This is a genomic window from Bradyrhizobium sp. USDA 4506 (genome assembly GCF_054058795.1).
This window is the reverse complement of record NZ_JBSSBM010000002.1, coordinates 6,524,790-6,550,450: the sequence shown is the minus strand read 5'-3', so window position 1 is coordinate 6,550,450 and position 25,661 is coordinate 6,524,790. Positions and strand designations below refer to the sequence as shown.

Annotated in this window: 17 protein-coding genes; 3 read left to right on the top strand and 14 right to left on the bottom strand. The window is 60.6% G+C overall.

What is annotated here, in order from left to right; genetic code table 11:
* Positions 1–27 precede the first annotated feature (27 nt).
* The 4 genes from ACVIHF_RS32990 to ACVIHF_RS32975 all read right to left on the bottom strand — a co-directional run bounded on the left by ACVIHF_RS32990 (position 28) and on the right by ACVIHF_RS32975 (position 5,033).
* On the bottom strand, positions 28–1,377 hold the full coding sequence (locus ACVIHF_RS32990) for an O-antigen ligase family protein (protein ID WP_310881716.1): 1,350 nt from the start codon (positions 1,375–1,377) through the stop codon (positions 28–30).
* Between the two features lie 93 nt (positions 1,378–1,470).
* Positions 1,471–2,652 carry a glycosyltransferase family 4 protein gene (locus tag ACVIHF_RS32985; RefSeq protein ID WP_253605195.1) on the bottom strand — a complete coding sequence of 394 codons (1,182 nt, stop codon included), beginning with the start codon at positions 2,650–2,652 and terminating at the stop codon, positions 1,471–1,473.
* Positions 2,653–2,669: 17 nt separating this feature from the next.
* Complete coding sequence (locus ACVIHF_RS32980; protein ID WP_225162373.1) at positions 2,670–3,803, bottom strand: radical SAM protein; 1,134 nt, start codon at positions 3,801–3,803, stop codon at positions 2,670–2,672.
* Between the two features lie 9 nt (positions 3,804–3,812).
* On the bottom strand, positions 3,813–5,033 hold the full coding sequence (locus ACVIHF_RS32975; RefSeq protein WP_310881717.1) for a glycosyltransferase family 4 protein: 1,221 nt from the start codon (positions 5,031–5,033) through the stop codon (positions 3,813–3,815).
* 335 nt (positions 5,034–5,368) lie between these two features.
* Between ACVIHF_RS32975 and ACVIHF_RS32970 the strand changes: the two genes are divergently transcribed.
* Positions 5,369–6,382, top strand: coding sequence for a polysaccharide deacetylase family protein (locus ACVIHF_RS32970; protein WP_229157725.1), 1,014 nt, complete (start codon positions 5,369–5,371; stop codon positions 6,380–6,382).
* Positions 6,383–6,496: 114 nt separating this feature from the next.
* Here the strand turns inward: ACVIHF_RS32970 and ACVIHF_RS32965 are convergent, their stop codons facing one another.
* The 4 genes from ACVIHF_RS32965 to ACVIHF_RS32950 form a co-directional block, all read right to left on the bottom strand.
* Positions 6,497–7,504 (bottom strand): FkbM family methyltransferase, encoded by a 1,008-nt coding sequence (locus ACVIHF_RS32965; protein ID WP_310881718.1) that lies wholly within the window; start codon positions 7,502–7,504, stop codon positions 6,497–6,499.
* 17 nt (positions 7,505–7,521) lie between these two features.
* Positions 7,522–8,946, bottom strand: coding sequence for an oligosaccharide flippase family protein (locus ACVIHF_RS32960; protein WP_456793177.1), 1,425 nt, complete (start codon positions 8,944–8,946; stop codon positions 7,522–7,524).
* 390 nt (positions 8,947–9,336) lie between these two features.
* Complete coding sequence (locus ACVIHF_RS32955; protein WP_456793176.1) at positions 9,337–10,464, bottom strand: GumC family protein; 1,128 nt, start codon at positions 10,462–10,464, stop codon at positions 9,337–9,339.
* A gap of 166 nt (positions 10,465–10,630) precedes the next feature.
* Entirely contained in the window at positions 10,631–12,130 is a 1,500-nt protein-coding gene (locus tag ACVIHF_RS32950; protein WP_456793175.1) for an undecaprenyl-phosphate glucose phosphotransferase, read from the bottom strand.
* Between the two features lie 179 nt (positions 12,131–12,309).
* On the opposite strand from ACVIHF_RS32950, the gene ACVIHF_RS32945 reads away from it, so the two are divergent.
* Both ACVIHF_RS32945 and asnB read left to right on the top strand, forming a co-directional pair.
* A complete protein-coding gene (locus ACVIHF_RS32945; RefSeq protein ID WP_456793174.1) occupies positions 12,310–13,689 on the top strand; it encodes a polysaccharide biosynthesis/export family protein in 1,380 nt (459 codons plus the stop codon).
* Positions 13,690–13,858: 169 nt separating this feature from the next.
* The gene (gene asnB, locus ACVIHF_RS32940) at positions 13,859–15,652 is read left to right on the top strand and encodes an asparagine synthase B (protein ID WP_456793173.1); all 1,794 of its coding nucleotides are present in this window, start codon (positions 13,859–13,861) and stop codon (positions 15,650–15,652) included.
* Between the two features lie 216 nt (positions 15,653–15,868).
* Here asnB and ACVIHF_RS32935 read toward each other — a convergent pair whose 3' ends face one another.
* The 6 genes from ACVIHF_RS32935 to ACVIHF_RS32910 form a co-directional block, all read right to left on the bottom strand.
* Entirely contained in the window at positions 15,869–17,047 is a 1,179-nt protein-coding gene (locus ACVIHF_RS32935; RefSeq protein ID WP_456793172.1) for an acyl-CoA dehydrogenase family protein, read from the bottom strand.
* A gap of 65 nt (positions 17,048–17,112) precedes the next feature.
* On the bottom strand, positions 17,113–19,125 hold the full coding sequence (locus ACVIHF_RS32930) for a non-ribosomal peptide synthetase (RefSeq protein ID WP_456793171.1): 2,013 nt from the start codon (positions 19,123–19,125) through the stop codon (positions 17,113–17,115).
* Between the two features lie 41 nt (positions 19,126–19,166).
* A complete protein-coding gene (locus tag ACVIHF_RS32925) occupies positions 19,167–20,207 on the bottom strand; it encodes a thioesterase domain-containing protein (RefSeq protein WP_456793170.1) in 1,041 nt (346 codons plus the stop codon).
* Positions 20,208–20,254: 47 nt separating this feature from the next.
* A complete protein-coding gene (locus tag ACVIHF_RS32920) occupies positions 20,255–21,166 on the bottom strand; it encodes a 4'-phosphopantetheinyl transferase family protein (protein ID WP_456793169.1) in 912 nt (303 codons plus the stop codon).
* Positions 21,167–21,415: 249 nt separating this feature from the next.
* Positions 21,416–22,579: a GNAT family N-acetyltransferase gene (locus ACVIHF_RS32915; protein WP_229157720.1), complete on the bottom strand. Its 1,164-nt coding sequence runs from the start codon at positions 22,577–22,579 to the stop codon at positions 21,416–21,418.
* Between the two features lie 378 nt (positions 22,580–22,957).
* Entirely contained in the window at positions 22,958–25,573 is a 2,616-nt protein-coding gene (locus ACVIHF_RS32910) for an AMP-binding protein (RefSeq protein ID WP_456793168.1), read from the bottom strand.
* Positions 25,574–25,661 lie beyond the last annotated feature (88 nt).

Below are 25,661 nucleotides of genomic sequence, written 5' to 3'. Positions count from 1 at the left end.
TGACGCCGGCTCAATCCAGGTCGAGATCTAGGTGGAACGCCGTTCTTCCGCGACTGCAAGGTTACGTTCTCCAAATGCTGCGCCGGCCGGCGAACCGGCAGTCATCAAAAGCTGGCGGAAGGACCATCCGGGGTTTCGCGCGGTGACCGCTTCCGGCTGAGACAGGACGATGAAAACGGTGACGATCAAATGCGAGAACGCCACTGTTTCCCGGTTAAAGCTTTGATCGAGCAATGCAACCAGCGTCACGCCGACAAAGATGGCAACCCAGAAGTGCAGAATTCCGGCTTCCGCTGATTTCTTTCCGAATGTGTTGATGATCCGTCGCCGGTCGGACATTGCAGCCAGCGGAAGGCTGAACCAAAACGCGGCAAAGGAGATCAGGCCTACCATGCCCGTATCGAAGAATATCTCCACGAACTGATTGTGTGCCTGCAGAAGGAACGGACTGTAGATCGGGGTTTGACCGGGGCCATATCCGATCCATGCTCGTTCCAACCCAAGCGTGGACAGATAGTACCAGTGGTGAATGCGCCAATGGACCGAGGTCACTGCGGTTTGCCAGTCCCACACCACATATTCGCCGTTCATGATGTAGTCCGGAACGGTTTTCAGGTCCGAAAACAGCTCTCCAAATGGAGACAGCCATAGGAGGATCGCGAATGCTGCCGCGAACGCGGGAAGGAGGCCGGGCCTCTGGATGAAGAGGTATACGCTGAGGGCCACCCCGAGCAGCGCGACGCCGGTCCTTGAAGCAGAAAGGACCAGGGCAACAACAAACAGCAAGTACACCGCGAGGTGAACGTGCTGAATGGGAAGCCGCATTTTCCGGCGCGACAGCTCGCAAACGAAAAAGGTCAGCACGATCTCCAGGCTGTAGGGTACGGGGTGCGAGGAAAGACCCGCCACCCGTTCAAACTTGTCGTATTGCGTGACGAGCTCTGCATGACCGGTCAGGTATTGACCGAGCCCCACCGCGGAAATGACGAACAACAGCCACATATAAACACGATGGAGGCGCGGGCAAAAATCCGGATGACGATAAAAGGCAGCAAGTAGTGTGACGAACATGATCAGGTGCACGTACCTGAACATCTCGTACAAGGCGGCATACTGGTTGACGATCTTGCCGGCTCCGAAGCCATTGGTGACAAAAGACAGGATGCAAGCGGCAACAAAGACGGACATGGCTATCAAGAGCACGAACAGTCTTTTATGTATCCTGACATGTCGCGCATGCCAGGCGGCCACAACACCGATCCCGATGACGGTGAGCGACAGGATCATGGAAAAGCTCGCCCCGGACAGACGGTCGAGGCCGTTGGAGATCGATCGAAAGAACGTATAGATGAGGAAATACAGCAAAAGCATATTCATCTTGAACGTCGCTTTGGTTCGATCGGTTTGAGGCGATACCTCAACTGCGGGACGGAAATCGCGCGTTGGCCGATGCGCCGCGTGCGCAGCTCGCTAGGCGGTGCTGGGCGGCGCCGTCCGGGACCGCGCATGAGGACCGCCTCGACGAGGTTCAATCGCCCTGCGATAGCATCCGAGAGTGCGCTCTGCGATCGAGCGCCAGTCTTCCCGTTCGGCCAACCAGTTGCGTGTCTTCTCGCGCAACTCCAACGGCCACGGACTGTGTGCAAACGATGCCAGGCGATCCGCGAGCCCTGATACATCTCCCACATGAAAATAGTGCGCGTCATTCAATCCGATCTCCAGGTGAGCGGGAATGTCACTGGCCACCACGGGCAAACCGAAGCTCAGAGCTTCCAGCAGCGCGATCGGCAAGCCTTCGTGCGAGGATGGCAGAACGAAAATGCCCGCGTGGGCGTATAGCTCCCGCAGTGCGAGGCCGCACTGGAAGCCCGCCATGATGACCCCAGCGGTCGCCCCAGCGCGTGCCGCAAGCATCTCGGTATAGGCGTCTGGATGCTCGGAGGCGCCGACGAACACGAGCTTCCATCCGGTGAGCCTGGCATCGGCAAAGGCCTGAATCAGGTCGGTGTGCCGCTTCTCCCGCACCAGCCGGCCCACCATCAACACATATCGTCCCGGCGTAAGCCCAAGCTTGTCCAGCACCGAAGTGCTTTTCGGCACGTCGGGCAAGGTGACGCCGTTTGGAATGAGGTCCGAATTCAGGCCGTACTTTTCCCGCACCAGCTTTCGGATGGTCTGGGAGATGACGATGCGGCCGTCGGAAAATCGCATGCCCCAGGCCTCGCCGGCGCGCAGGGCCATCCTGGCCAATCGGCCCCACTTCTCCCGTTCGTAATCCGGGCCGTGGTGCGTCACCACAACATGCAGTCCCAGCAATCGCGCGAGTGGCGCCATCAAGGCTGGCCCGATGGCCTGGATGTGCAACACGTCCGGCCGCTGCCATGCAGCGACAAGCACTCCGAGGAACGAATGGACGATTGTCTCAAGACCCGAGGTCTTCGGACACCATACCCGCTGGTAGCGTACACCGTGCCACTCGTCGCCGCGATCAGGTGGCATATAGGAGGAGCGAACGATCACCTCGACATCGCAGCCCAGTTCCTTGAGATGGGGGCACAGGTGCTCCGCGTGAACTTCCACTCCTCCCTGCACATTGGGAAATCCACGCAAGCCAAGCATGATCACCCGCAGTACCAGATGATCCGCACTCACTGCACCCTCCTGTCGAATTAGTTATTGATAAATTCCTTGAGTGGATATCGGGCGTCGGCCGTGTCTCTCCCGCGCACCAACCGTGCCTTTTGCTTTTCGTTGAGGAATGACGTTCGCTGGACGCGCGGAGTAGGCGCGACGTTGGAATAATCAATGTATTGATCGAAACAGATCGGTCGGCCGAGCTCGACCTTCAGCTTGTTCTTCAGCACCCAGATGAGCGGCCCCATCTTCGGTGCCTGCGGAATCAGCGTTGAGCGCATTGCCGTGCGCGCGGTCGTCACCATCCAGCAGTTCTGTTGGCAAGCGTGAACCTTGGCGACGGAGTTCTTGGCCGTGTCACTGGCCATGATCTCGCTCCAGGACTGGCGCGCCAAATTACCGAGCGGCAGGTCCGACCGCACGTTGCAGGCCCACACATCGGACCATGGGTCGATGAATGCGAAATCCGTCCCCGCACTGCAGCGGATCAACCGCGGGTGGCCGAGGATCTTTTCGATCAAGCCCAGATTCAGGTAGGCGCGAAACCAGTTCTTCGGCTTGTTGCTCTTGAGCATCGCAGTGATAAGCCCTTCGACTTGCCTGGCCACCGCGACGCGTTCATAGAAATAATTGTCGTTCTTGTAGAATTGCCACGCGTTGTGCAGCGTCGATGTCGCAAGTTCGAACCCCATCGAACGCGCCAGTTCATAGGTTCGAACGAGCTGCGCCACATTCTCATCCTGGATGACGAAGGCGAATCCCAGGTCTTGTCCGCCTGCCTCCTGCAGCATGCGAAGTCCGGCGACCTTCGTGGCGTAGCCGTCCTTCTCGCCGCGGATGCAGTCGCTGGTGGTCGCGTCACCCTCGAGGCTGAAACGAACCTTGATCTTCGGGTGCTTCTTGACGATGGGCAGGAGACGCTCGGGATGCAGGCCGTTCGAGCTGATCTCTATGATCCGGGCCTTTGGGTGGAGCAGGTCCACCATCTCGGCCAGATCCTTCCGCAGGGTCGGCTCTCCGCCGGAGATATTGAGATTATCGAACCCCGCAGGAAGTTTCGCCAGGGTCTCGAGCGTGACCTCTTCCTTTGGATCGGTCGGATTCTTCCAGATGTAACACATCTGGCATCTCGAGTTGCAACGAAACGTGGAGATTACGGTGAGGTCCATTTGCAATCCTCAATGCGATGAATGCCGCTCGCTCACCAGTGATCGGTAGACGGCCATCAGCTCGGTGTTATGCTTCTCGAGGGAGAAGTCCGCTTCGACGCGACTTCTTCCTGCTGCTCCCATGCCTGCACGGCGTGCGGCGTCGTTCATCAGGCAGTCGACGTGCTGACGAAGCTCGTCCGTATTGCCGGGCTCAAACAAAAGCCCCGTCACTTGATCGTCCACGAGCTCCGGAATGCCGCCGACGCGGGTCGCTATGACCGCCTTGCCATAGGCCATCGCCTCCAGCACCGACATCGGACAGTTCTCGCACCACTCCGAAGGCACAACCACCACGGAAGCCTCGGCGATCGTCTCGTTTAAAGTCTCGCCGGATAGCTGGCCCGCGAAACGCACATTCCGGGTGAATTGCGTCTTCAAACTATCCGCCAGCGGGCCGGAGCCTGCGATGACGAGAGGCCACCGGCAGTCCGCTGCTTCGTGGGCGCGCAACAGCGTCTCCGCACCTTTTCCCGGCGCGAGCCGGCCGCAATAAAGCACGTATCCCTTGTCCCGATCGCTCGCCGAAATGCCGCTGACATCCACGCCGTTGTAGAGCACCTGTACCCGGTCCGCGGCGAACCGAGGCAACACCGACTCCCGCATGAACCGGCTCGGCGCGAGGAAGCGATCCACCTTCTCGTAGCTGCCAAACCAGCGCTGAATGACCGCTTCCATGTAAAGCGTGGCGCTCTGTGCGATCGAGCCGTCAGCGCAACGGTGCATCAGCACGTGATGGAAATCGCCTGAGAGACACGATGAACACAATTGGTCCTCTCGCATGCGGGTGTGCACCGGACACACCGGCTTCGAATCGTGCAGTGTGAGCACGACCGGAATCCCGCGCGACTTGGCGACGCCGACAATCGACGGGGTCAGCTGATGATAGATGTTGTGGCAGTGCATCAGGTCCGGTCGGGTCTCCTCGATCAGAGATGCGAGTTTGCTCACGGCTTCGCGCGAGTGAATCAATGAGAGCGCGCTCTTGATTTTGGCGAGATGGCCGCCGGTCCGGTATTCCTGGCGAGACACGAAGTGATTTGCGTAGCGGGACTCGATGTTCCGCTCGTGCTGCATCGCAAAGTCAATGACGTCTGCCCCGCTGCTCGTCAGGAACATTCTTTCCTGAAGCAGCACTGCCTCTGCGCCACCGTTGTTGAACAGAAACTTATTGGCGAGCAGTACTTTCATTGAGGCCCTCGACACGCGCATCACGAAGGCCGGCATCACCAGTGGCCGGTGCACTCTTTGTCTGACGAAAAGCTACCGTGAAAGCAGTTCGATGCAGGCGGCGCATTCAGAGTGGAGGCGATGAAATCTGGGGTACCCAGTAGTGAGTACCAGCGCCGTGGTTGCCAGAGCGCCGCGGTTTGTCGATAAATGGAGGGGTGTTTCCCATCGGAAACACTGCTGTGTTCACGAGGGCTATTTGAGATGAGCATGGGCAGATCGCGCACGCAATCACATGAGCACCGAAGACGCTTGGTCGGCTTGCGCGCAATCAACCTGTCCGGTGGTGATTTCGCGTGAAGCGACTACTCAGCCGAACGATATTCCATGCGGCAAGTTGGGCGGGACTTGCGCCTGCTTTGCGCATGGCATTTGCCGGCAGGGCCACTATCCTGATGTTCCACGAGATTCAGCCGGATTGGCGCTCGGAGCTGAAGACCGGTGCATCGCCTGATTTCTTTGAATACACCCTGAAGTGGCTACGCCAGCAAGGATGGGAGATTGTCAGTCTCGATGCATGTCTCGAGCGGCTGGCGGTGGATCCTGAACCCCGCCGTTATGCGGTGCTTACCTTCGACGACGGCTACAAGGACAACGTCACGACGGCATTGCCGATCCTTGAGCGAAATAACGCGCCCTTCACCGTATATGTTCCAACGGGTGCGGTGAAGCGGACGCTGCAACCGTGGTGGCTGGGCTTGCGCGACCTGTTCCGCTCGAGAGACAGTCTTGCGATCGACGCAATGAACATGCGATTCAGCTGTCGCGATTTTGACGAGAAAGCATCGGCCCTGGAGAAGGTGAGCAACTGGGTCCATGAAGATTACCAACGAGTCGAGATGCTCGCCCCTACGTTCAGCAAGGCCGATCTGTCGCTGGAGGCCTTGAACGACGCCTATTTCATCAACGAGCGGGAGCTTCAGCTCCTGGCACGACACCCCCTGGCTACGATTGGCGGGCATACGGAATCGCATCCAGCGCTCGCGTACCTGAATGCAGCTTCAGCGCGCGCCGAAATGGCGGGTAACCGCACCTATCTTGAGAGACTGCTTCAGCGCCCGGTTCGGCACGTCGCTTTTCCCTACGGCAACTCCAGGGCATGCGGTGATCGAGAACAACATCTTGCGGTGGAGGTCGGTTTTTCGACCGCAGTCACAACCCGGCATGGACAGATATCTGATCGCAAGCTGAATCCTTTTGGGCTCCCCCGCATCGCGGTCGGAGGTCCTTCCGACGGGAGAATTCCGTTCGAGGGGCGAATGAATGGCGTCCAGTCGGCGGTCCAGATGCTGTTCGGTCGCGGCGACTGATATCGTGCATTCCGATCGCGTCGAAGAGTCGAGTGCACGCGAATTCTGGCTCGGGCGCGCGAAGTAGGTTGAGCCGCCGGCGATCTCGTGCGCCAGGATCGGCGCCCGACACGATCAGGCCTGACTGGCGATTCCTGATATCCAGCGGTGGAAGCCGGATCCGGGTGGGCAGGTCGCGAAATTGTAGCCGATTTTGGGGTTCACCTTCAGGCGATCCAGTGTGCCGAGGTCACTGACCTTCGTGATTGATCCGTCTGCAGCAAGAGCAAACACCGGAAGTCCAAGTGCCTCGAACACGTACCTCGTGGTCGCGTGGCTGCGATCCTGGCCATGATCTTCGTAGATGATCAGCGTGTCGCGCTTCAGAGCCTGCCGGGCGCCCTTCAGGGCCGCAACCTCCTGGCCCTCGACGTCGAGCTTGATGACGAGCCGATCGCTGTCGGTCAGCTGCTGGTCCCTTGCCAACGCATCGATCGTTATCGACATGACGGGTTCGGTGTGCGACGGACGGCTGCTCTGCGACGTTACGATGTGCCGGGCCGAATGAGGTCCGTCGTCGGAGAAGAACAGGCTGCGCCCGTCGTACTCGAACAATGCCCTTCGGCAGATATCGAAGCGTTGATCATTCGCGTCACGGTTCTGCTCGAGAATTGCAAGCGTCTCCCGTGAAGCCTCGACGGCAATCGCGCGCTTGCGACCCAGCATTTCCGACGTGACGAGAACGGACCAGTATCCGATGTTTGCACCGCAATCGAAGAACGTATAGTCGGTATCCTTCAGCCGCAGCAGAAGCGTCGCTATGTCCGGCTCGTAGGTCATGCCGGGCTGGCCGATGAAGAACGCATTCCAATAGACGTCGTTCAGCTCGAAGTACAAGCGGCTGCCGTCGGTGAAATGGACGCAAGACAGCTGGGAATGCAGAAGCGGCTTGACCGCCCGCATGGCAAGTCCCATACCGCGCCCGGTACTCCGCGCAACAACGGTGTGCAGAAGCCTCACCAGCCCCATGGAAAGCCGGCTTCCTGACACCTCGTAATCGAATGTAGACCGGCCCATCAGGTACCGCCTCCCGCGCGTAAATCCAATTGCAGCAGTCGCGTCCTCGGATGACAGCGAACGCATTCAACTATCTCCCCAATTCATGTACGTGTGTCCCGACTGCCGCGAGCAGGCTGCAGGTCAAGAATGGTGCCGCTGGCTTCTGGCCGTATTGCCTCGCTACGCGGTTCGGATACTCCTCGGCTCGTTGCGCGCCTAACCAACGCGCGGAGCGCCGTGGTGGCGGTGATATCGATCCCTTCCGCCGAATAAATGTAGGCCGCAGTCCACACCCTGGTTGCGATGCCCGCGCAGGAGCCGGCAACCGCTGCTCCTATCGTCCCGAAGGCCCAAGTCGCGCCGACCATGGCCAGGATCCCCGACACCCAAGTGATCACCACGATGTGCATCGCGGCGCGCTGATGGCCTGTCATATTCAGGGCGATGGGGCCGATCCCGAAATACGTCGACACCAGCATGCCGGTTGCCAGGACCATCAGGACGCCGTAGGCGCGGGTGAAAGTCGCTCCGAACGCCATCAGCGCGAGGTCGCCGCCAAGCGCCAACGTCGCGACGCAGCCGAGAACAGCGACAAACGCAGCCAATGACGCTCCCGACGTGACGCGCGTGATTTCCGCATGACGATTCTCATCGAACAGACGTGCGATGAGGGGCGCCGCGGGAATACAAAAGGTCGCCAGGAAGAAATCGAGAAGGAGCGCGATCCGGCTGGCAGCGTAGTAATATCCTCCGGCTTCCGGGCCCACCATGACCGAGATGACGACGAGGTCGACCGTGCCGCCCATGATGCTCGTGACGCTGGTTACCCAGAACGGTCCCGAAGTGGAAACGATGTCGCGAAGCCGGTCATTCGATCGCCCCACCGCCATGGTGAATACTTTACACCCCTCCGCGAGATGCCGCAGGTAGATGTTCTGGGCGGCGATCAACACGATCAGGATTCCAGTCGCAATCAGCAGAACGTCCTCAGCCGGTAGCGGATGGCCAGACGTCGCGAAGAGAACGGCGCCCAACAATATGATGAGAAATCTCCACAGCACATCCTTCGACACGAGTGCGAGATTGACGGAGCCGAGCGCGCGCCCGAGCGAGCTCTGCATTTCGATCAAGGACAACGGCAATATCAGAAGCACGCTCGTGGCATATTGCCAGCCTCCGAATATTCCGTCGCGGCCGTGAGCGGCGACGAACGGAAGGAGGGCGAGTACGGCCACGGCAACGCTGCCCAGACATGCCACGCGAACCCGCTTCGCGACAATCGAGCCGATCTCCGGGTAGTTTTTCCGGGCGGCGATGCTTGGTATTTCCCGCAACACGCGAAATTGCTGACCGATGAGGCCGACGGTGGAGGCGACGAGCGCGAACGTCATCAACGACATGAGCGCACCGTATTCCTCTATGTTCATCATCCGCGCAAAACTTACGCCGAAGAGGAGGGAGACGACGGCGCCCGAGCATCGGTATGCCAAAGCCAGCCATGACTGCCGGAAGACATTGCCGAACATGGTCGCCGGTCCGCCGGACGGTCGAGTAAAGCTCGTCATTGCTCAAGCCAACGTTGGTGGACGCCACGCGGCGCCCAGTAATTGTGATCGAGCTCTTGCCCGGAATTCCCGGTTCGGCGCACCTCGTGGGCGGAGGAGCGGACTGCGCGGAGGCTGAGCGTTCAAATGTTACACATTGTCAAATCGGCACATTGTCGCAGGGTCGAATATAACCCCACGGCTGCGGAGAGCGTCCGGCCCTTCTGGATTACCCACTCCGGTGGCCGTAACGAGAAACATGCTGCCTTCGTCGCGATGAAGGCGGTTCGCCGACGAGCATTGTTCGACGGGTGATGTCCGGGGCGTTTCAATCGAGCTTGCGGTATCGCGATCGGGAGCCAATTCATGCGACTATAAGTCAGGATTGGCCTCCTTGTAGGTGTGTTGCTTCTCGACCTTGAACGAACCATCGAAATGAGGCTTGACGCCGTTCGCCTTGAGCCCCTGGACGACTGCAGTTCCTCCGGATGCGGTGGCTGCAGACCTGCGCGCGGGCGCGCGTTCCCGGTCCGACCTGTCGCGCAGCAATCCTATTCCGATCCCCAGAAGCATGCCGCCGAGGATCGCTGATCCAAGTATCAAACGGGCGTTTGGCGAACTGGCCGTGTAGGGATGAGACACTCCGGTGAGCAGACGAGCCTCGAACACCGGCGCGGATTGCTGCTGCATGGCGTCCATGTAACGCAACATCCGCAGGAAATTGTCATACGTTCTGGTGGCGGCGTCCGCTGTGGCTTCCAGTTCGCGGAGTTCGTCTTGCGCCGTTCCGGTCGACTGCGACGAGGGTGGACCTGCCTCGGAGGTGTTCGCGGGAGCCGCGACGCCATTCCTGGCCCTGTTGTAATCCGCTACGGCCTTTTTGGCAGTCGACGCCTGGTTGCTCAATTCGTTGACACGTTCCTTGACCCATTTCTCGTTTTGCAGACCCCATTTGTATTTCGCGTCCATTTGCGTCGTGATGTAGGTCTCTACGACGGTGTCCAGCACCTGCGCGGCCCGATCGGGGTCGGCGGAGCTGAAGGCGAGATCGACTATGTAGGTGAGACCGGCGCGCTTCACCGAGAGCTTGCGCGCGAATGCTTCCATCGCATCACGCGTGACGACGTCCGTGTCCTGCCTGCTCCAGCCGAGCAACCGGGATGTCGACCGACTGAGGTGGTGCAGGGCGCCGCCGGAGAATTCCCGGTCTCCCGCCAAACCGAGCTTCGCGATCGCTGCGCGAGCGACGCTCTCCGACTTCAAGATTGCGACCTGACTTTCGACGGCTGTCGTTGCCGAGGCCGTGTCGTTGGAAGAAGTCGTCTTGGCGTCGACGATGAGTTGCGCCGTTGCCGTAAACGTCGGAACTGCGACAACGAGATAGAGCAAGCCGGCGCCAAACATCACGAAACACGTCAGCAGTATGATCGAGAGGCGGCGGCGCAAGAAGGCGAGACCCTCCGCCACGAATTCGGCCGGCGAACCAAATTCAGGCGGCATCGTGTCCTGAGGTGCCGAATTGTCAGTTCTGTGAGTTTGCAGCATTGTCTCGAACCTGCAGTTACTGGTGGCCTACCGAAGCCTCCGCCGATCGAACGGGAACGGGATCGACTGCAATGCCCTTGCGATCTTGCTGTACGGACTGCATGCAGCAATCGTCATCGCGCTAGAAGGCATTCCAATAGACCTTTCTGGAGAAGAGGGTCATGACGATGATCTTGAGATCGAGAAGGAATGACCAATTGTCGATGTAATAGAGGTCATGCTCGACACGACGTTGCATCTTCTCCAGGGTGTCGGTTTCGCCACGATAGCCGTTGACCTGTGCCCAGCCGGTAATGCCGGGCTTGACGTTGTGGCGGCGGGAGAATGACGAAATCATCCGGGCGAAGCTCTCGTTCTGCGAGGTCGCGTGCGGACGAGGCCCGACGAGTGACATATCGCCGACCAGCACGTTGAAGAGCTGTGGAAGCTCATCGATATTGGTGTGGCGCATGAAGCGTCCCAACCGGGTCACACGTGGATCGTGTCTGGTCACCTGCTTGAAATTGTCGCCGTCCTCCGTCACGGTCATCGATCTGAATTTCAACACGCGAATAGTCTCGTTGTTGTAGCCGTGCCGCGTCTGACGAAATAGCACCGGCCCGGGCGAATCGAGCTTGATTGCGATTGGAATGATGACGAAGAGGGGACTGATGATGACAAGTCCGGCAATTGCGGCCGCGATGTCGAAGGCTCGTTTGATCGCCCGGTGGAACGGCGTCAGGGGAGACTGGAAGATGCGCATCGTCACCATGTTGCCGAATTGCGTGATGCGCGACACGGCCATGAGGTCGATTGCACCGACCGGGACGACGTGAACGTCGACCGGGAGCTCTGACAGGGCGCCGGCGAGCGCGAGGGCGGCCCGAACATCCGACTCCGAAGTCAGAATGACAATGTCATCCGCTCGCAGGGGACGGCACTCTGCGATCAGTTCGCGGACATGGGATAGCACTTCGACCGCCCCGAAGTGCTCCGATGCCGAAGAGCCCTTGCGAAAGGTCGGCAACTCGAACGAGCGAATGGTCCGGATTCCGGTGGCGCTTACTCGTGCGGAAAAATCCAGGCAGTGGCTCGGTTCACCTATGAGGATGACGCGCCTGGCGTCGATCAGTCCGGATGCGATGGCAGGCTGCAGCAACGAGAAGCATATTGCGCGCGCGAAGAGCACCATGACGATAACGCTTGCCGCCTGGGCCATCACGGTCGCGCGCGAGTAGCCATCCGAGATCTTGAGAAGAAATATCGTTGAGATGAAGAAGGAGAATACGAAGAAGACGGCGCTGACGCCGCTCCATAGGAAGATGTGGCGGGGCTGCGTCTGGATCCGCGAATACTGCCGGAGCCCAACGGATACGAGCAGTTGCAACGTGGCAATCAGAAGAGATTCCAGGATGTATTTGGGAGTGTCCGGATAGTCGAGCGCAAGGACCAGCCGATAATAGAGGACGGCAGCGGCAAAAGCCCCAACGGCTACGAGGAGGAACTCGGCGCCTGCCGCCAGTACCAGCAAGGCGGCCAATCTGTTCTTGCCAAGGTCAGCCGCAATTGCCTTGCGGCCAGCGACCGAATGCGCCGAACGCTCGGTAGGGGCCGGCGAATTGGTGAAAAACGCATAGCTCACCGGTTACTCCCAAGCAGTCCGTCACGCAGTCCGTCCCCCTGACAAAAACATAGCATTCGGGTCAGGAGGCGGATTGGCAATAAATGGGTAGCCGGGAGTAACTACGATGGTCAGTTGAGCCGAGGCGCTGCGGGATTAGATTGTCGATCAATCCGTGAGACCGAGCCATCGAGCACGCCATGCCGAACGTCAAGCTGCGTAATTTCCTCCGTCCTGACAACCGTCGCGGTCAACCAGGCCGTTGCGTCAGGTGGGGCCTGGTGGCTGTTGGCCTGACGATTTCCGCGCAGGCGAAAGCCGAATATCGAGTGAGCGTCGGAGATGTTCTGGAGGTCGCGGTGGCCGGCGTGCCGGAGCTGCGGCAGCGCGCGCCCGTCCAGGTCGATGGCAATATCTCGTTGCCGCTGGTCGGGATGGTCCCGGTCGCCGGCCTGCCGTTGCAGGAGATTCGGGCCAAGGTCGGGGCCGCAATGACGAGCAAGGTCTTTCGACAGAGGACTGTGGACGGCCGCGAGGTCGTGGTCGTGATAGATGCAGATCAGGTCACGGCGATCGTGGCGGAGTACAGGCCTGTTTACGTCAACGGGGACGTGTCGAAGCCGGGGGAGTACCCTTATCGTCCGGCGAGTACCGCGCGCCAGCTCATCGCCATGGCGGGTGGCTACGACATCATGCATATCAGGATGAACAATCCGTATCTCGAGTCAGCCGACCTGAGAAGCGAGTATGGTTCGCTTTGGACAGAACTCGCCAAGGAACAGGCGCGGATGTGGCGCATCAAGAGCGAGCTCGGGGAAGGGACGCAGATCAATCCAAGCGCTTCTCTTGCCGACCTGCCGATAGCCCGGTCGGCGGTTTCGGAAATCGTCAATGCGGAAGCCGAATATCTGAAGACGAAGCAGAGTGACTATCAGCAGGAAAAGGCGTACTTGCAGCGCAGCGTTCGGCAGGGAGACGACGAGGTCCGCGTGCTGTCGGAGCAGCAAAAGAAAGATGAAGAAGGACTTCAGTCCGACGTCGAGGATCTTCAGAAAGCGACCGACTTGTTCGGCAAGGGATCGTTGATCAGCCCTCGCGTGACGGATGCGCGTCGCGCGGTTCTGCTGTCGGCGACCCGGAGGCTGCAAACCTCTGCGCAATTGCTCCAGGTCAAGAAATTGCAGGACGAGTACGCCAGACGGTTGGCAAAGCTCGACGATCAGCGGAAGCTTGATCTGTTCCGTGAGCTGCAAGAGACCAGCTTAAAGCTCAATCAGATTCGCGAGAAACTGCAGAGCGTCGGTGAGAAGCTTCAATACACTTCGATGGTTCGATCGCAGCTCGCACGGGGAGCCGGCAGTAAGCCGGATATTGCTATTATTAGAAAGAGCGAGAAAGGACCGGAACGGATTGTCGTGAACGAGGATGCCGAGTTGCAGCCGGGTGACACCATCGAGGTCTCGCTGCGATACCAGGATGGTCCCGACACGGCACCCCGAAAGCTAAGCAGTTCAAACGTTCCGGTCGTGATGGGCCGGACCGACGTGACCGCGGCAGACTCGCGGCGTGACAGCAGGTGACAAAGCCGGAAGCGGGAGAGGATCGGGATTGGCACGTCGAGAAGACACGAGCAGCCACGGAGTTTGATGCCGCTTGTCCGTATATTTTTAGCCTATGCGACGGTGTCGCCGCTTAGGCATAGGCATAAGGTAATTCCGCTTGATCTGAACCTTGAATATTTTGTGACTTTTGCCGTTCTCGATCCGCTGTTCCGCTTCGCTGCGATCTGAACTTACAGAAGGGGCAACCTCCTTGTGCGGCTTCGTTGGCATCTTTGGATTTAAAGAATCGCTTGAGTCGGCGCGCAGCCGGGCACTCGAGATGGCCAAGACGGTCAGGCACCGCGGGCCAGACTGGAGCGGCATTTATTCCAGCGACGGCGCAGTGCTCGCGCACGAGCGCCTTTCCATCGTCGACGTGGAGCACGGCGCTCAACCCCTTCTCGACGTGACCGCGGGTCGCGCCTTGGCCGTGAACGGAGAGATCTACAATCATGTCGGTTTGCGCGAGGCGCTGAAGCTGCCGCACGCATGGAAAACGAAGTCCGACTGCGAAATCATCCTGTATCTCTACGACGAGTACGGCCCTGCCGTGTGCAATATGCTGAGTGGCATTTTTGCATTTGCCCTCTTCGATGAGCGCAGTGGCGATTTCTTCGTCGCCCGAGACCACATCGGCATTGTTCCGCTTTACATCGGATGGGGCAGCGACGGCACGACTTACGTCGCGAGCGAAATGAAAGCCCTCGATTGCGTATGCGAGACGATCCGGGAGTTTCCTCCGGGACATCATTACAGCGCCAAGGCCGGAAAGTTCGTCAAGTGGTATGATCCACAATGGGCACATACTCTTCCAAGCAGGAAGGTGTCCCTGCAGGAGCTCCGAACGTCGCTCGAAGCTGCGGTCAAGCAGCAAATGATGTGCGATGTGCCTTACGGGGTGCTTATTTCCGGCGGGCTCGACTCGTCGCTTATCGCGGCGCTCGCGGCGCGCCACCGCTTCAAGCGGATCGAGTCGGGAGAAACCGAAGAAGCATGGTGGCCGAGGCTGCACTCGTTCTCCGTCGGCCTCGAAAACTCACCCGACATGAGGCATGCGCGAGACGTGGCGGCTCACATCGGCACGGTCCATCACGAGATTGTTTTTACCGTGCAGGAAGGATTGGACGCATTGCCGGACGTGATCCGGCACCTGGAGACCTTTGACGTCACCACCATTCGTGCCGGCACGCCGATGTATCTCATGGCGCGCAAAATCAAATCAATGGGCATCAAAATGGTGTTGTCCGGAGAAGGCGCTGACGAGGTATTCGGCGGCTATCTCTACTTCCACATGGCGCCGTCAGCAGAAGAATTCCACGACGAGACCGTCCGAAAGATCTTTGCGCTCAGCAAGTATGATTGCTGTCGCGCGAACAAGGCAATGGCGGCGTGGGGGGTCGAAGCCCGTGTGCCCTTCCTGGACAAGGAATTTCTGGACTACGCAATGTCGATAAACCCCGCCGAGAAGATGTGCCCTGGCGAGAAAATCGAGAAGGGCATATTGCGGGAAGCATTTCCCGATCTGTTGCCGCAAGCGATCTTGTGGCGTCAAAAGGAGCAGTTTTCCGACGGGGTAGGGTACAGCTGGATTGAAAGCTTGAAGCATCAAGCCGAGAATAAAGTCTCGGATCAGATGCTCGCAGAGGCGAGCAAGCGCTTTCCGCGGCAAACGCCGACGTCCAAAGAGGGATATTTCTACAGGACCATCTTTGATGGCATTTTCAACAACCCGACAGCCTGCCTGACTGTGCCCGTCGGTCCTTCAATCGCCTGCTCCACGCCGACGGCATTTCTCTGGTCTCAGCAATTTGCGAGCATGAATGACCCATCTGGAAGGGCCGTGAAAGGGATCCACGTTCAGGCCATTGATCATGTTCGGTCAGTTGAAAACCTCGGCAGTCCGAAGGCTGCATCGAGCGGACGGGTTGCAGCGGCGGAGTGAAATCCTCCTTCAAGCGAATCTCGGATTCCACACAGTGTCTGCCGGTGTTCGGCGGCAATGACGCCTACCGTTGTGGGTGAATCCGGCGCGCCGTATGCTGCGTCGGCCGCCGGGATCGGCCCGGATACTGGTTCCATCCGAGCCCGCCGCCCGAAGGGCCGGCACCCCGCCTTCCTGCAGCTGACGCCAGAGCGACGCCTCAACGCCGCGTCAGGATCATGACATCGATGCGACCACCTCAAGCATCACTTCGGTCGCGCCGCCGGCGATCGAAAGGACGCGGGCGTCACGCGCGACGCGCTCGATCGCGCTCTCGCGCATGACGCCCATGGCGCCGTGGAACTGCACGCAATCATACGCGACCTCGTTGACGAGTTCGCCGCAGATGGCCTTCAACATCGAGATCTCGCGCAGGCAATCGTCATCGGCCGCCATGCGCCAAGCGGTGGCATAGAGAAACCCGCGGCTTGCCTCCACTTTCGCAGAAAGCATCGCGAGCCGCTGACGGATCGCCTGCATGTCCCAAAGGACGCCCCCGAATGCCCGGCGGGTTTTCACGTAAGTGAGGGTCATGTCGATCGCTGCCTCGGCCATCCCTATCGCCATGGCGGCGAGGACAAGGCGTTCGTTCTGCAAGTTGCGCATGATTGAGTAGAAGCCTTGTCCCTCCGCGCCGAGCACGTTGTCGGCGGGGATGCGGCAGCCGTCGAAGACAAGTTCCGCCGTGTCGGAGGAGCGCCAGCCGAGCTTGTCCAGCTCGCGCGCGACGCTGAAGCCTGGCGTTCCCTTCTCGACGAGGAACATCGTGATCCCGTTGCTTCCGGCCGAGGGATCAGTCTTGGCCGCGACGCAGTAGAGATCCGCGTGGACGCCGTTTGTGATATAGAGCTTGGTGCCGTCGAGCACGTAGGAGTCGCCGTCCCGCACCGCGCGCGTGCGGATGGCTTTCACGTCCGAGCCCGCATCCGGCTCCGTGATCGCGATCGCGGTGATCACCTCGCCGCTGATAATGCCCGGCATCCAGCGCGCCCGCTGGGCTTTGGTCCCGTCGTGAAAGACGTACGAGGAAGCCATGTCGGCATGGACGAGCATCGCGTCGGCGGCGCCGCCATAGGTCGAGCGCCCGAGCTCCTCGGCGAAGACCGTTGACGCGACAGAGTCCATTTCGGCGCCACCATACTCAGCCGGGTAGCGGATGCCGAAGAAGCCGAGTTCGCCCATGCGGCGCAGGATCGAACGGGGAATGAACCCGTTCTCTTCCCAGTGATCCGCGCAGGGCTTGATTTCCTCCTTGACGAACCGGCGGACCTGGTCCCGCAAGAGCTCATACTCCGCCGCCATCCAGGGCAGCTCCGGCTCTTGCGCCGCCTTCCAAGCTTTGTCCATCATCTTCATCCGATCTGCTATGAGCCTGACTCAAAGGCTCCTGTCCCGCCCAAGACCAGGCGGAGACCTTCCGGCTAGAGTTCGACCTCCTCTCTCGGTCCCTCCGAGAGGGAAGGGGCACTGGAATCGGCCACCCAGCGCATTCCGTCGATGACTTCCGCCAGTTCGGCCAGTGTCGGCCGCTCAAAGAGGTTGCGAAGCTGCACGTCGACGCCGAAGATCTTGCGCATGCGCGACACCGCCCGCACCACCAGCAGCGACTCCCCGCCCAGTTCGAAGAAGTTGTCGTGGCGTCCGATCGACTCGAGCTTCAGGAGCTGACACCATAGAGCGGCCAGCGCTTTCTCGGTCTCTGTCGAGGGGGCGGCGAAGACCTGCGCCGGCTGGATGTTTTCCGCCGTCGGCTCGGGAAGCGATGAGCGGTCGATCTTGCCGTTGGACGTGAGCGGCATCCGCTCGAGGCGAACGTAGTGGGTCGGAATCATGGACTCCAGGAGTTCTTCGGCGAGGTGCGCGCGCAGGTCCGCCACGGTCAGAGGTTTCGACGCGACATAATAGGCCACAAGTCGCGCGATGCCGTCTTCGGGCGTCGACGGTTCGCCATTGCCGATCTGGGTCGTTTTCTGTGTCGCTGCTCTCGTCATCGAGGCGGCGACGGCGCATTCCTGAACGTCCGGGTGTTTGAGAAGCCGTGCTTCGATCTCGCCGAGCTCGATACGGGTGCCGCCGACCTTCACCTGATGATCGGCGCGGCCGAGAAATTCCAGGCGTCCGTCCGAGTTCCAGCGGGCGAGATCGCCCGTCTTGTAGAGCCGCAGTTTCGAGCGCCCATCTCGGGGATCGGCGACCGTGCGGAAGCGCTCGTCGGTCAGATCGGGGCGATTGAAATAGCCTCTCGCGAGGCCGTCGCCGGCAATGAACATCTCACCGATGATCCCAGGGCCGGTGGGCTGATATTCTTTGCTGAGGACGTAGATTCCCGCATTCGCGGCCGGAACGCCGATCGGCACCGATGCGGATTGATCCCGGTCGGTGTCGAAGCGGTGAATCATGCAGCCCACCGTGGCTTCGGTTGGTCCATACTCGTTGTAGATCTCGACAGGATGGGGAATAGCGTTGGTGATATCGCGCGCCAGCGCGGCCTTGAAGTCCTCACCGCCCACGATGAATTTGCGCAGTCTTGTGGTCTCAAGATTGCGGTCGCGGATCATCGCGAGATGCGCCGGCGTCAGCTTGATGATGTCCACTGCATTGTCGTCGATCACCTTGAGCACGACCATGCTCTGCACTCCGGGATCACCAAGATAGACCACGATGCGGCCGCCGGTGATGAGTGGCGTAAGGAGCGTTGTGACCGTCAGGTCGAATGCGAGGGATGAGAAAAGGGGCCATGCGAGACTTTCGCTGGAACTGTACACCCGGGCCGCCCACCAGATGTAGTTCACCAGGCTTCGGTGCTCGATCTCGACGCCCTTGGGAGTGCCGGTCGAGCCGGAGGTGAAGATGATATAGGCGACGCCGTCCGGCGTGGCAGCGGACGGTCGGGCCGAGGCCGGCTGATTCGAGATCGACTCGAGATCGGCGTCGAGCACGAAAATTTCGGCAAGGTTCGCGGCAATGCCGGAACGCAGGCGCGACTGGGTGATCGCCACGGGCGCCCGCCCGTCGGTCCCGTTGGAAATGTCCTGCAGGATTGTTGCAATACGCCCCTTCGGCGTAGCCGCATCCACCGGCACATAGGCCGCGCCGGACTTCAGCACGCCCAGGATCGCAACGACGACTTCAATGGAATGCTCCATGAAGACAACGGCAATCCGACCCGGGCCCACGCCGGTCGAGCTCAAATACGCGGCCATCTGGTTGGAGCGTTCGTCGAGCTGCCGGTAGGTCAGCGTTGCATCGCCAAAGCGGATCGCTTCGGCGTCAGGATTACGCGTCGCCTGGTCGCGGAAGAGATCGATGATCGTCCTGTCCGACGGATAGCGTGCCGCCGTGGCGTTGTAATCGACAACCAGCGCCTGATGATCGGAATCCTTCAGCAGGGGAAGCGCTACGCCCTCCGGCGCGATAGGTAGGACTTCGTTCATGAAATACGCTCCCGTCGGGAAAACTAAAAACGAAAATCACGTCAATCGTTCTGCTTTTGGGTTGCCTCGCGATAGAGGTTCGCAATGGCAGGTGCGTCAGGTTCCATCAGCATCGAGGCTTCGTTGCAGTCATCGGGCCCGAAGTAAAATTCGGCATGCGGCACTACTTGTAGCCATCGGTGTGGCGCGGCGCCCGATCGCAGCCAGGCTTTGTTGGGAAGGATGATGCAAACCCGACCGGAATACGGAGTGGGAGTGTAGCGCTGAAAGGCCGCGATCGCCGTGGATTTGAGCAGAGCCCTGCTCGCCAATACCGGGTCTGTCGCGACAGGCTCATTGCTCTTGCCGACGAGGGGTACGAGGGCGCGGACGTGCTCGCGCAGGCGACTGCCGAAATATCGGAGACGGGCGCCGAATGTCGGCAGCTTCGCTGTCTCATGCAGGAACGATTCCGCCTTGCCTCTGGCAATGAAATACAGCCGGCGCGGCCATTCCCCATAGGTGGTGGGGTGAAGCGGGCCAAACAGCGCAACGCATGAGACCTCGGACTCGCGCTGTCCCAGGATTCTCGCCAGTTCAAAAGCTGTTGGAGCGCCCGAGCAATAGCCGACGATGATGTACGGACCGGTCGGCTGATATTCGACGATCTGGCGGGCGAAGTACTCGGCGATATCTTCGACGCGATCCATCGGCTCGCTCTGCCCATCGAAGCCAGGCGGTTGGAGGGCGTAGAACGGTTGATCGACGCCCAGGTGCTTCGAGAGGTCCAGGAATGAGGACGGTGCCCCGACATGACCGGGGACTGCGTAAATGGGTATGCGTATGCCGCGAGACTGCAACGGAACGATTGCAGACGGTTGCTTGGCCGCGGCTGTGGCCATGTTCAGAAACGCGATGATCTCGCCCTTCCGCCCCTGCAACTGATCGCGAAGCTCCGCCGTCAGCGCGCCGGCCGGGGCGTTGCAGCGCAGCCGGTCGCCATCCACCCAGACCTTGATGTCCTTGACCGCGAGGTCTGCGAGCAGCTCCGAGAACTGCATCACGTGCGCTGACATCGGGCTTTTCATCGATGAAGCTGACATTTCCTGTTCCGTGCGCCATCGCGGTGACTTCGACTCCGGATGACAGTTCATTTCCGGACGACCACGCTCCCAACATATCCAGGTTGCGGTACGAAGCTTCGGACAGCCCAATCCCCTTCATCCCAGGAAATCGGCTGTCCCAAGCCACACCCCAGCGCCTTGGAGACAGCCTCCAGCCGGGTCCAACGCTGGAGGAAGCCTTCCAGCCGGTCTTCCGGATCGAGGGCGGCGTAGGACTCGTATTCGGAGGTGGAAAGGCAGAGCGCTGCGATCTCGTCCGCTTCGGGCACAGGGAGGATTGCCTCGATGTCCACGCCGACCTCTTGCCTGATCGAGAGGGCGATGACCGCTACTTCTCCAGATCGCGAGACGCTGAAGCGCACGTCGCGGGCGGGCATGCGGCGGGAGAGGTGGGGTTTGCCCAGCCGTCCATATTCCAGCTCGATCTCTGAAGGCGAAATTCCCAGTCTGGAAGCGAGGACCTGGCGCAGCTGCCCGCGGCTAACAATGAAGCGGCGGCGATCGCGCTCCAATCTCAATCCCGCGGCGCGCCGATGTTCTTCCTCGTTGAGGCAAGCGCTTAGCTCCCGGATGACGTCCTGCTCCACATGGAGCATGAATGCCAGGACCTCCAGACCATCATTCTCGACAACCGGCGTGATGACCTCGGGTCTCAGCTCGACTGCTTTGTCCAGAAAGCTCGAAGGGGCGGTGGAGGCTCCGCGAGCCCCGCGTTCAAGTCTGCGATAGCCTGGCCCGTCAAAGGAACGACTATTTTCCCACTCGCTCTGTTCACAGGCACCTGTGCGAAAAGCCATCACAACTTGCTTTCTATTAGCCTCGATCCGGATTGCCGCCGGTAGGTTGCGAACGGTATTGCGATGGGCATTCGAGCGGACTGCTGATTGAAATTTTAATCGCGCACCGCCATGGCTCAATGGACCATCGTAATTACCCATTTTTTGCCAGTTCCCATCCCGTGCCCGGATTGTACGGCTCGGGTTGAGTGACCCGGTGGCAAGCGCAGCGTTCTTCCGCCAAGAGCGCAAACGGGGGAATATTCCTAGGGGAATGGACCGCTAGCCGGTCAATGGATGCAGTCCGGGTGTCAGCGCCTGCCCCGGGTCGGCGGTCAAAAAGGGGCAGCACCGACATGGCCACATCGCCGACCGGACGTTGGTTCTCGCCAAGGAGCCTAAACCGACCGGCTAGGAACCAGCCCCGAATACGGAATACAGAGCCGCAGTCTTCTTTGGAAGATTCGTGGCAATGGTCCGTAGCATCCGCTTGGCGCTGCGCAGCTTGGCCTCGATGTGGCGCTCCGGACTGTCTTTGCCTACAGCGATCCACGTCATGGCTTGCTCCCGATTGGCCAGATGGGACTTGTGCCCGCCGCCACCAGCCAGGAAGTCGTAGCCGCTTTCCCCGCGTGCAATGCTGTCCTCAATAGCCAGCACATGGCTGACGAGCCCGGGCTTGAGCCGGCTGTCGCTCTCATAGAGAAAGCCGCTCTGGTAGTTCAGGACACGGCCGTCATGCACGAAATTGTACACGACCCCAATTGTCTCGTTCCCAACCAACGTCCGTGAGATGCGAACGGCCCCCGTGGGGACGCCGCGCGCAATGAGGTCCTCGTGAAACGGACGGAAGCCGGGATTGGCGAAGGCTCCCCTGCGTCCCCATCGCGACCGATGAAAGTCGCTCAGCAGATCGAACGCGGCGAGGGCCTCCGTCGTCGTTTCCATGATGCGGAGTTCAACGGGGCCGCGTTCGGCATACAGCCGCATGGCACGGCTCACGGCCTGGCGCGTGCTGCGGCCCAATGTGGCGCGATAATCGCCCCCGCGCTGGCGGACCGGGGCAAAATCGACCCACAATGCCGCATCAGCCTGTTTCACCTCGGTCACGAGCCCAGCCCGGCCTGCGGCGCGACTGGCAGTCGCCTCAAGGTCCGGATCAATTCCGGAGAGCACCAACTGATCCGAGCGGCGCAGGCGGGACGTCAACGCATTGAGACCTGCCGACATGATGGCATCGGATTGCTCTGCAAGAATACCGTTGTACTCGATGAACAATCGGTCGAAACGGGTATCTCCCGTTTCATTGAGCAGCCAGCGCGTCCGTGCATGCGGCCCGAGACTCCACGTTCTCCGCCGGCAAATAATCGCCAGGCCAACGATCTTGCCTGATGACCGGGCCACGAGGACGTGTGGTTGCGCGCCCTTCGGGATATGCCGTAGCCAGGTGCCGATCCAGAGCCAGGACAGGAAGAACGAGTGAGTCACTCGCGCTTCGAGCTCCTTCCAGGAGGCTTCAAGCCACGCAATGCTCTCCAGGGCATCCAGGCTGACATCGGTAACCGTCTCAGGCATGCTTTCCCGTTCCAACGCCAGAGGACCGAACGCGCGCCGCGACGGGAAGACCGAAGGACCAAGCTGCAACGCTCGCGCAAGATCCGACGGGTGGCTGGTCACACACAGGCATCCCTCTGACGGACACGTCGTGATTGGGCGTCTCCGACCGTTGCCTCGGCGGAACCCGATAACGCGAACTATATCCGGAATTTGATCGAGGTGCGGACCCTTCCTGAGTACCCACGCTAGCCTCTTGTGCCGGCCGAGCAACTGTGCCGAGGTGAAGCTGTGATCGACCGGGCTCAGGGCTGGTGCAGCGCGCTCCAGCCTTCGGCGTCCGACGGCCTTGATCCCTCGCCCGCTCACCAGGGCCTGCCATGGCTGACGTCCGGTTTGTCACGTGGCGCTCGATCCAGAGGTGAGTTTTTCAAATCTCCGCCGCAGGTGATCCACGAGCCGTTCCGCACCGATCAACAGGCAGCCTGGGTGTCCGCCAGGCACCTGTATCAATTCCAGTTGAGCGCTGAGATGCCGCCACGCTCGGCCATCGTGGTCGGCCGCGTAAAAGGCCACAGGGATCTCGAGCGGTGCCGGACAATACTGCGCCATTGCGATTGAATGAGCGTCCCACAACGCCGTCGGAATTGCGACCTTGGCGCTCGCAGTCTGTCCGTTCGCGGGGAGCTTCAGATATCGCTCCAGTCTCACCATTTGCTCGAAGGTCCAACGCAAGAGATAAGGGGAAACCAGCGGCTTCAGCAGCCCCAGGATCGCCCGTGGCATCGGACGGGCACTGACAGTCGGCGGGTCCACCATCGTGACCAAATCAACCGTGTGGCCGGCTGCCATCAGCTGGCGGGCCACTTCGAACGCCACCATGGCGCCATTGCACTTGCCGCCCAGAAGAAAGGGACCGCTCGCTTGCCTTGCCAGGATGAACGGCAGGCGGTCGGCGGCCATCGCCTCGATCGAGGCCGGAATCGGCTCCCCATGAAGACCGTGGGGATTGATCGAGATGATCGGATAATCCGGCCCCAGAAGCTCTACCAGCCGCCGCACACTCGCGTGGCCGCTGACAAGGTCGCCGTTAAAAAAGTACAGCGGAGACCGCGTGCCACACTCATGGGGCTGGAAGAACGCCGTCGCCCACGTGTCCGTCTGTGCGGAAACCCTTGCGGCAAATTGCCGGATGGTTTCTGCCCCGAACATGATGGTTTCCGGCACGGGATAGCCGACGAGCCGCTCGACCTCGATCAGCATCTCCATCGCGAGAAGGGAGTCTCCGCCGCTGGCAAAAAAATCGCTGTCAACGGTCACGGCCTGGTTCTTGAGCAGCCTGCGCCAGAGCGTCAGCAACTCGGCTTCTAGATTCAACGGCCCGTTCGCGACGGACGCCGGCATCGGCGCCAGATGACCCCGTGGCCGGTCGGCCAACTCGCGCAGACGTCGCCGCTGAACCTTTCCCGTCACCCCCTTTGGCAGATGGTCGAGCGTCAGAATGTGTCTCGGAATCTTGAACGAGGCCAACTCGCGTTGCAGGAACTGGCGAAGCTCCGCAGCGGTCGGCTCCGCCCCGCAATGAGGGACGATGGCGACTGCGACGTCCTCGCCCAGGCGCGGATGTGAGATCGCGAAGGCCGCAGCTTCGGCGACGGCCGAATGTCGCAATAGCGCGGCTTCGATCTCGGCGGGAGAAATCTTCTCACCGCCGCGATTGATCAGCTCGCTCAGGCGGCCGTGCAGCGAAAGGAAGCCGTCTTCGTCGAGGCTGCCGATATCGCCGGTGTGAAACCAACCCTTCGTGAAAGCGGCTTGATTGAGTTCCGGCTCATCGAGATAGCCCGACGTCACGGTCGGTCCACGAATCCAGATCTCTCCGCGCTCGCCGGCTGCCAAGGGATGTCCATCTTCACCAACGATCGCCACGGTATCGGGCCAGGGTCTCCCGCAGGTGCCCGGTCTGTTCGGACCGGGCGGCAGCTGGTTGGCGGCGATCTGCGCCGCCTCGCTGGAGCCGTAATGCTCCAGCACCGGCACGCCGAGAGCGTGTTGCAGGTCTTCCTGCACGATCCTCGGGAGCGGCGCGCCGCCTGACATGGCGAACCGTAGAGTGTGCGCAGCCTGCGCATTCTCGAGGCTCTGTGCCTTGTCGAGCACCGTGGCGTGAAGCGTCGGGCCTGCCGAGTACCAGGTCGGCCGCAGGACATCGAACCACTCATCGAGTGCGACGATCGCACTGTTCGCCGGGATCGCAATGCTGCCTCCCGTCAGCAACGGCGTGAAGACCGTCACTTTCAGCCCATGGGAATAGTACGGGGGCGACACGCTCAGGCATCGGTCCCGGGATGTGAGGCCGAACCAGGCCTGAAGGCGTTCGGCCGCCGCCAGCATATTGTCATGACTGAACGGAATGAGCTTCGGCTGCGCGGTCGTGCCCGACGTCTGCAGAATGAAGGCGGGGGAGTGCGGATCCGGCTCGGCGTCTATGGCAGGGGAGCCAGCAACTTGCACGGCGATCTCGAGTCCAAGCTGGCCCTGTCCGATCGGCGCGGCTTCTACGATCGCAAGCGTTCTGCGGGCTGCGGCCTCGCGAGCTTCAGGGGCACTGCCCTGCAGCACAACGAGCGCGCTCAGGTTCAGCATGTCGAGACGCTGCTCGATCTCAGGCTGCGAGAGGCGTGGGTCGAGGGGCACCGCGACACTACAGCAGGCGACTGCCACGATGGCGAGAACCGCCTCCGGGCCGCTCGGCATCAAGACCCCGATCCGGGTATTGCAATCGAAGCCGGCCAGGCGCAGCCGCCGGCGGATTGCGTTCAACTGGCGTTCAAGACCGTTGTATGTCAGAGGCTCGAAAGCGCTCGAGACGATCGCCGGCTGGTTCGGAAACCGACTGGCAGTTCGACCGATGACCTGGCCTATCGTGAGTCGGGCTTCCGACTCCCCATGGTCGCGAGCGTGGAAGCTCTCGGAACACATGGTGGCGCCAGGCGTCTCGTTGTCCAGAAGCATTCCGTCCTACCTTGAACAACGTAAGTCGGCTCGCACAACCATAGCGCGCCGCTCCCGAAGATGCCTTGCTGTACAGCAAGTGATGGCA

Coding starts and splice junctions, on each gene's coding strand:
- ACVIHF_RS32910 (WP_456793168.1), bottom strand. CDS start 25,573: ATGCTTCTGGACAACGAGACGCCTGGCGCCACCATGTGTTCCGAGAGC.
- ACVIHF_RS32960 (WP_456793177.1), bottom strand. CDS start 8,946: ATGTTCGGCAATGTCTTCCGGCAGTCATGGCTGGCTTTGGCATACCGA.
- ACVIHF_RS32965 (WP_310881718.1), bottom strand. CDS start 7,504: ATGCGTTCGCTGTCATCCGAGGACGCGACTGCTGCAATTGGATTTACG.
- ACVIHF_RS32935 (WP_456793172.1), bottom strand. CDS start 17,047: ATGAAGATGATGGACAAAGCTTGGAAGGCGGCGCAAGAGCCGGAGCTG.
- ACVIHF_RS32925 (WP_456793170.1), bottom strand. CDS start 20,207: ATGTCAGCTTCATCGATGAAAAGCCCGATGTCAGCGCACGTGATGCAG.
- ACVIHF_RS32920 (WP_456793169.1), bottom strand. CDS start 21,166: ATGGGTAATTACGATGGTCCATTGAGCCATGGCGGTGCGCGATTAAAA.
- ACVIHF_RS32955 (WP_456793176.1), bottom strand. CDS start 10,464: ATGCCGCCTGAATTTGGTTCGCCGGCCGAATTCGTGGCGGAGGGTCTC.
- ACVIHF_RS32980 (WP_225162373.1), bottom strand. CDS start 3,803: ATGGACCTCACCGTAATCTCCACGTTTCGTTGCAACTCGAGATGCCAG.
- ACVIHF_RS32915 (WP_229157720.1), bottom strand. CDS start 22,579: ATGCCTGAGACGGTTACCGATGTCAGCCTGGATGCCCTGGAGAGCATT.
- ACVIHF_RS32990 (WP_310881716.1), bottom strand. CDS start 1,377: ATGAATATGCTTTTGCTGTATTTCCTCATCTATACGTTCTTTCGATCG.
- ACVIHF_RS32975 (WP_310881717.1), bottom strand. CDS start 5,033: ATGAAAGTACTGCTCGCCAATAAGTTTCTGTTCAACAACGGTGGCGCA.
- ACVIHF_RS32945 (WP_456793174.1), top strand. CDS start 12,310: ATGCCGAACGTCAAGCTGCGTAATTTCCTCCGTCCTGACAACCGTCGC.
- ACVIHF_RS32930 (WP_456793171.1), bottom strand. CDS start 19,125: ATGAACGAAGTCCTACCTATCGCGCCGGAGGGCGTAGCGCTTCCCCTG.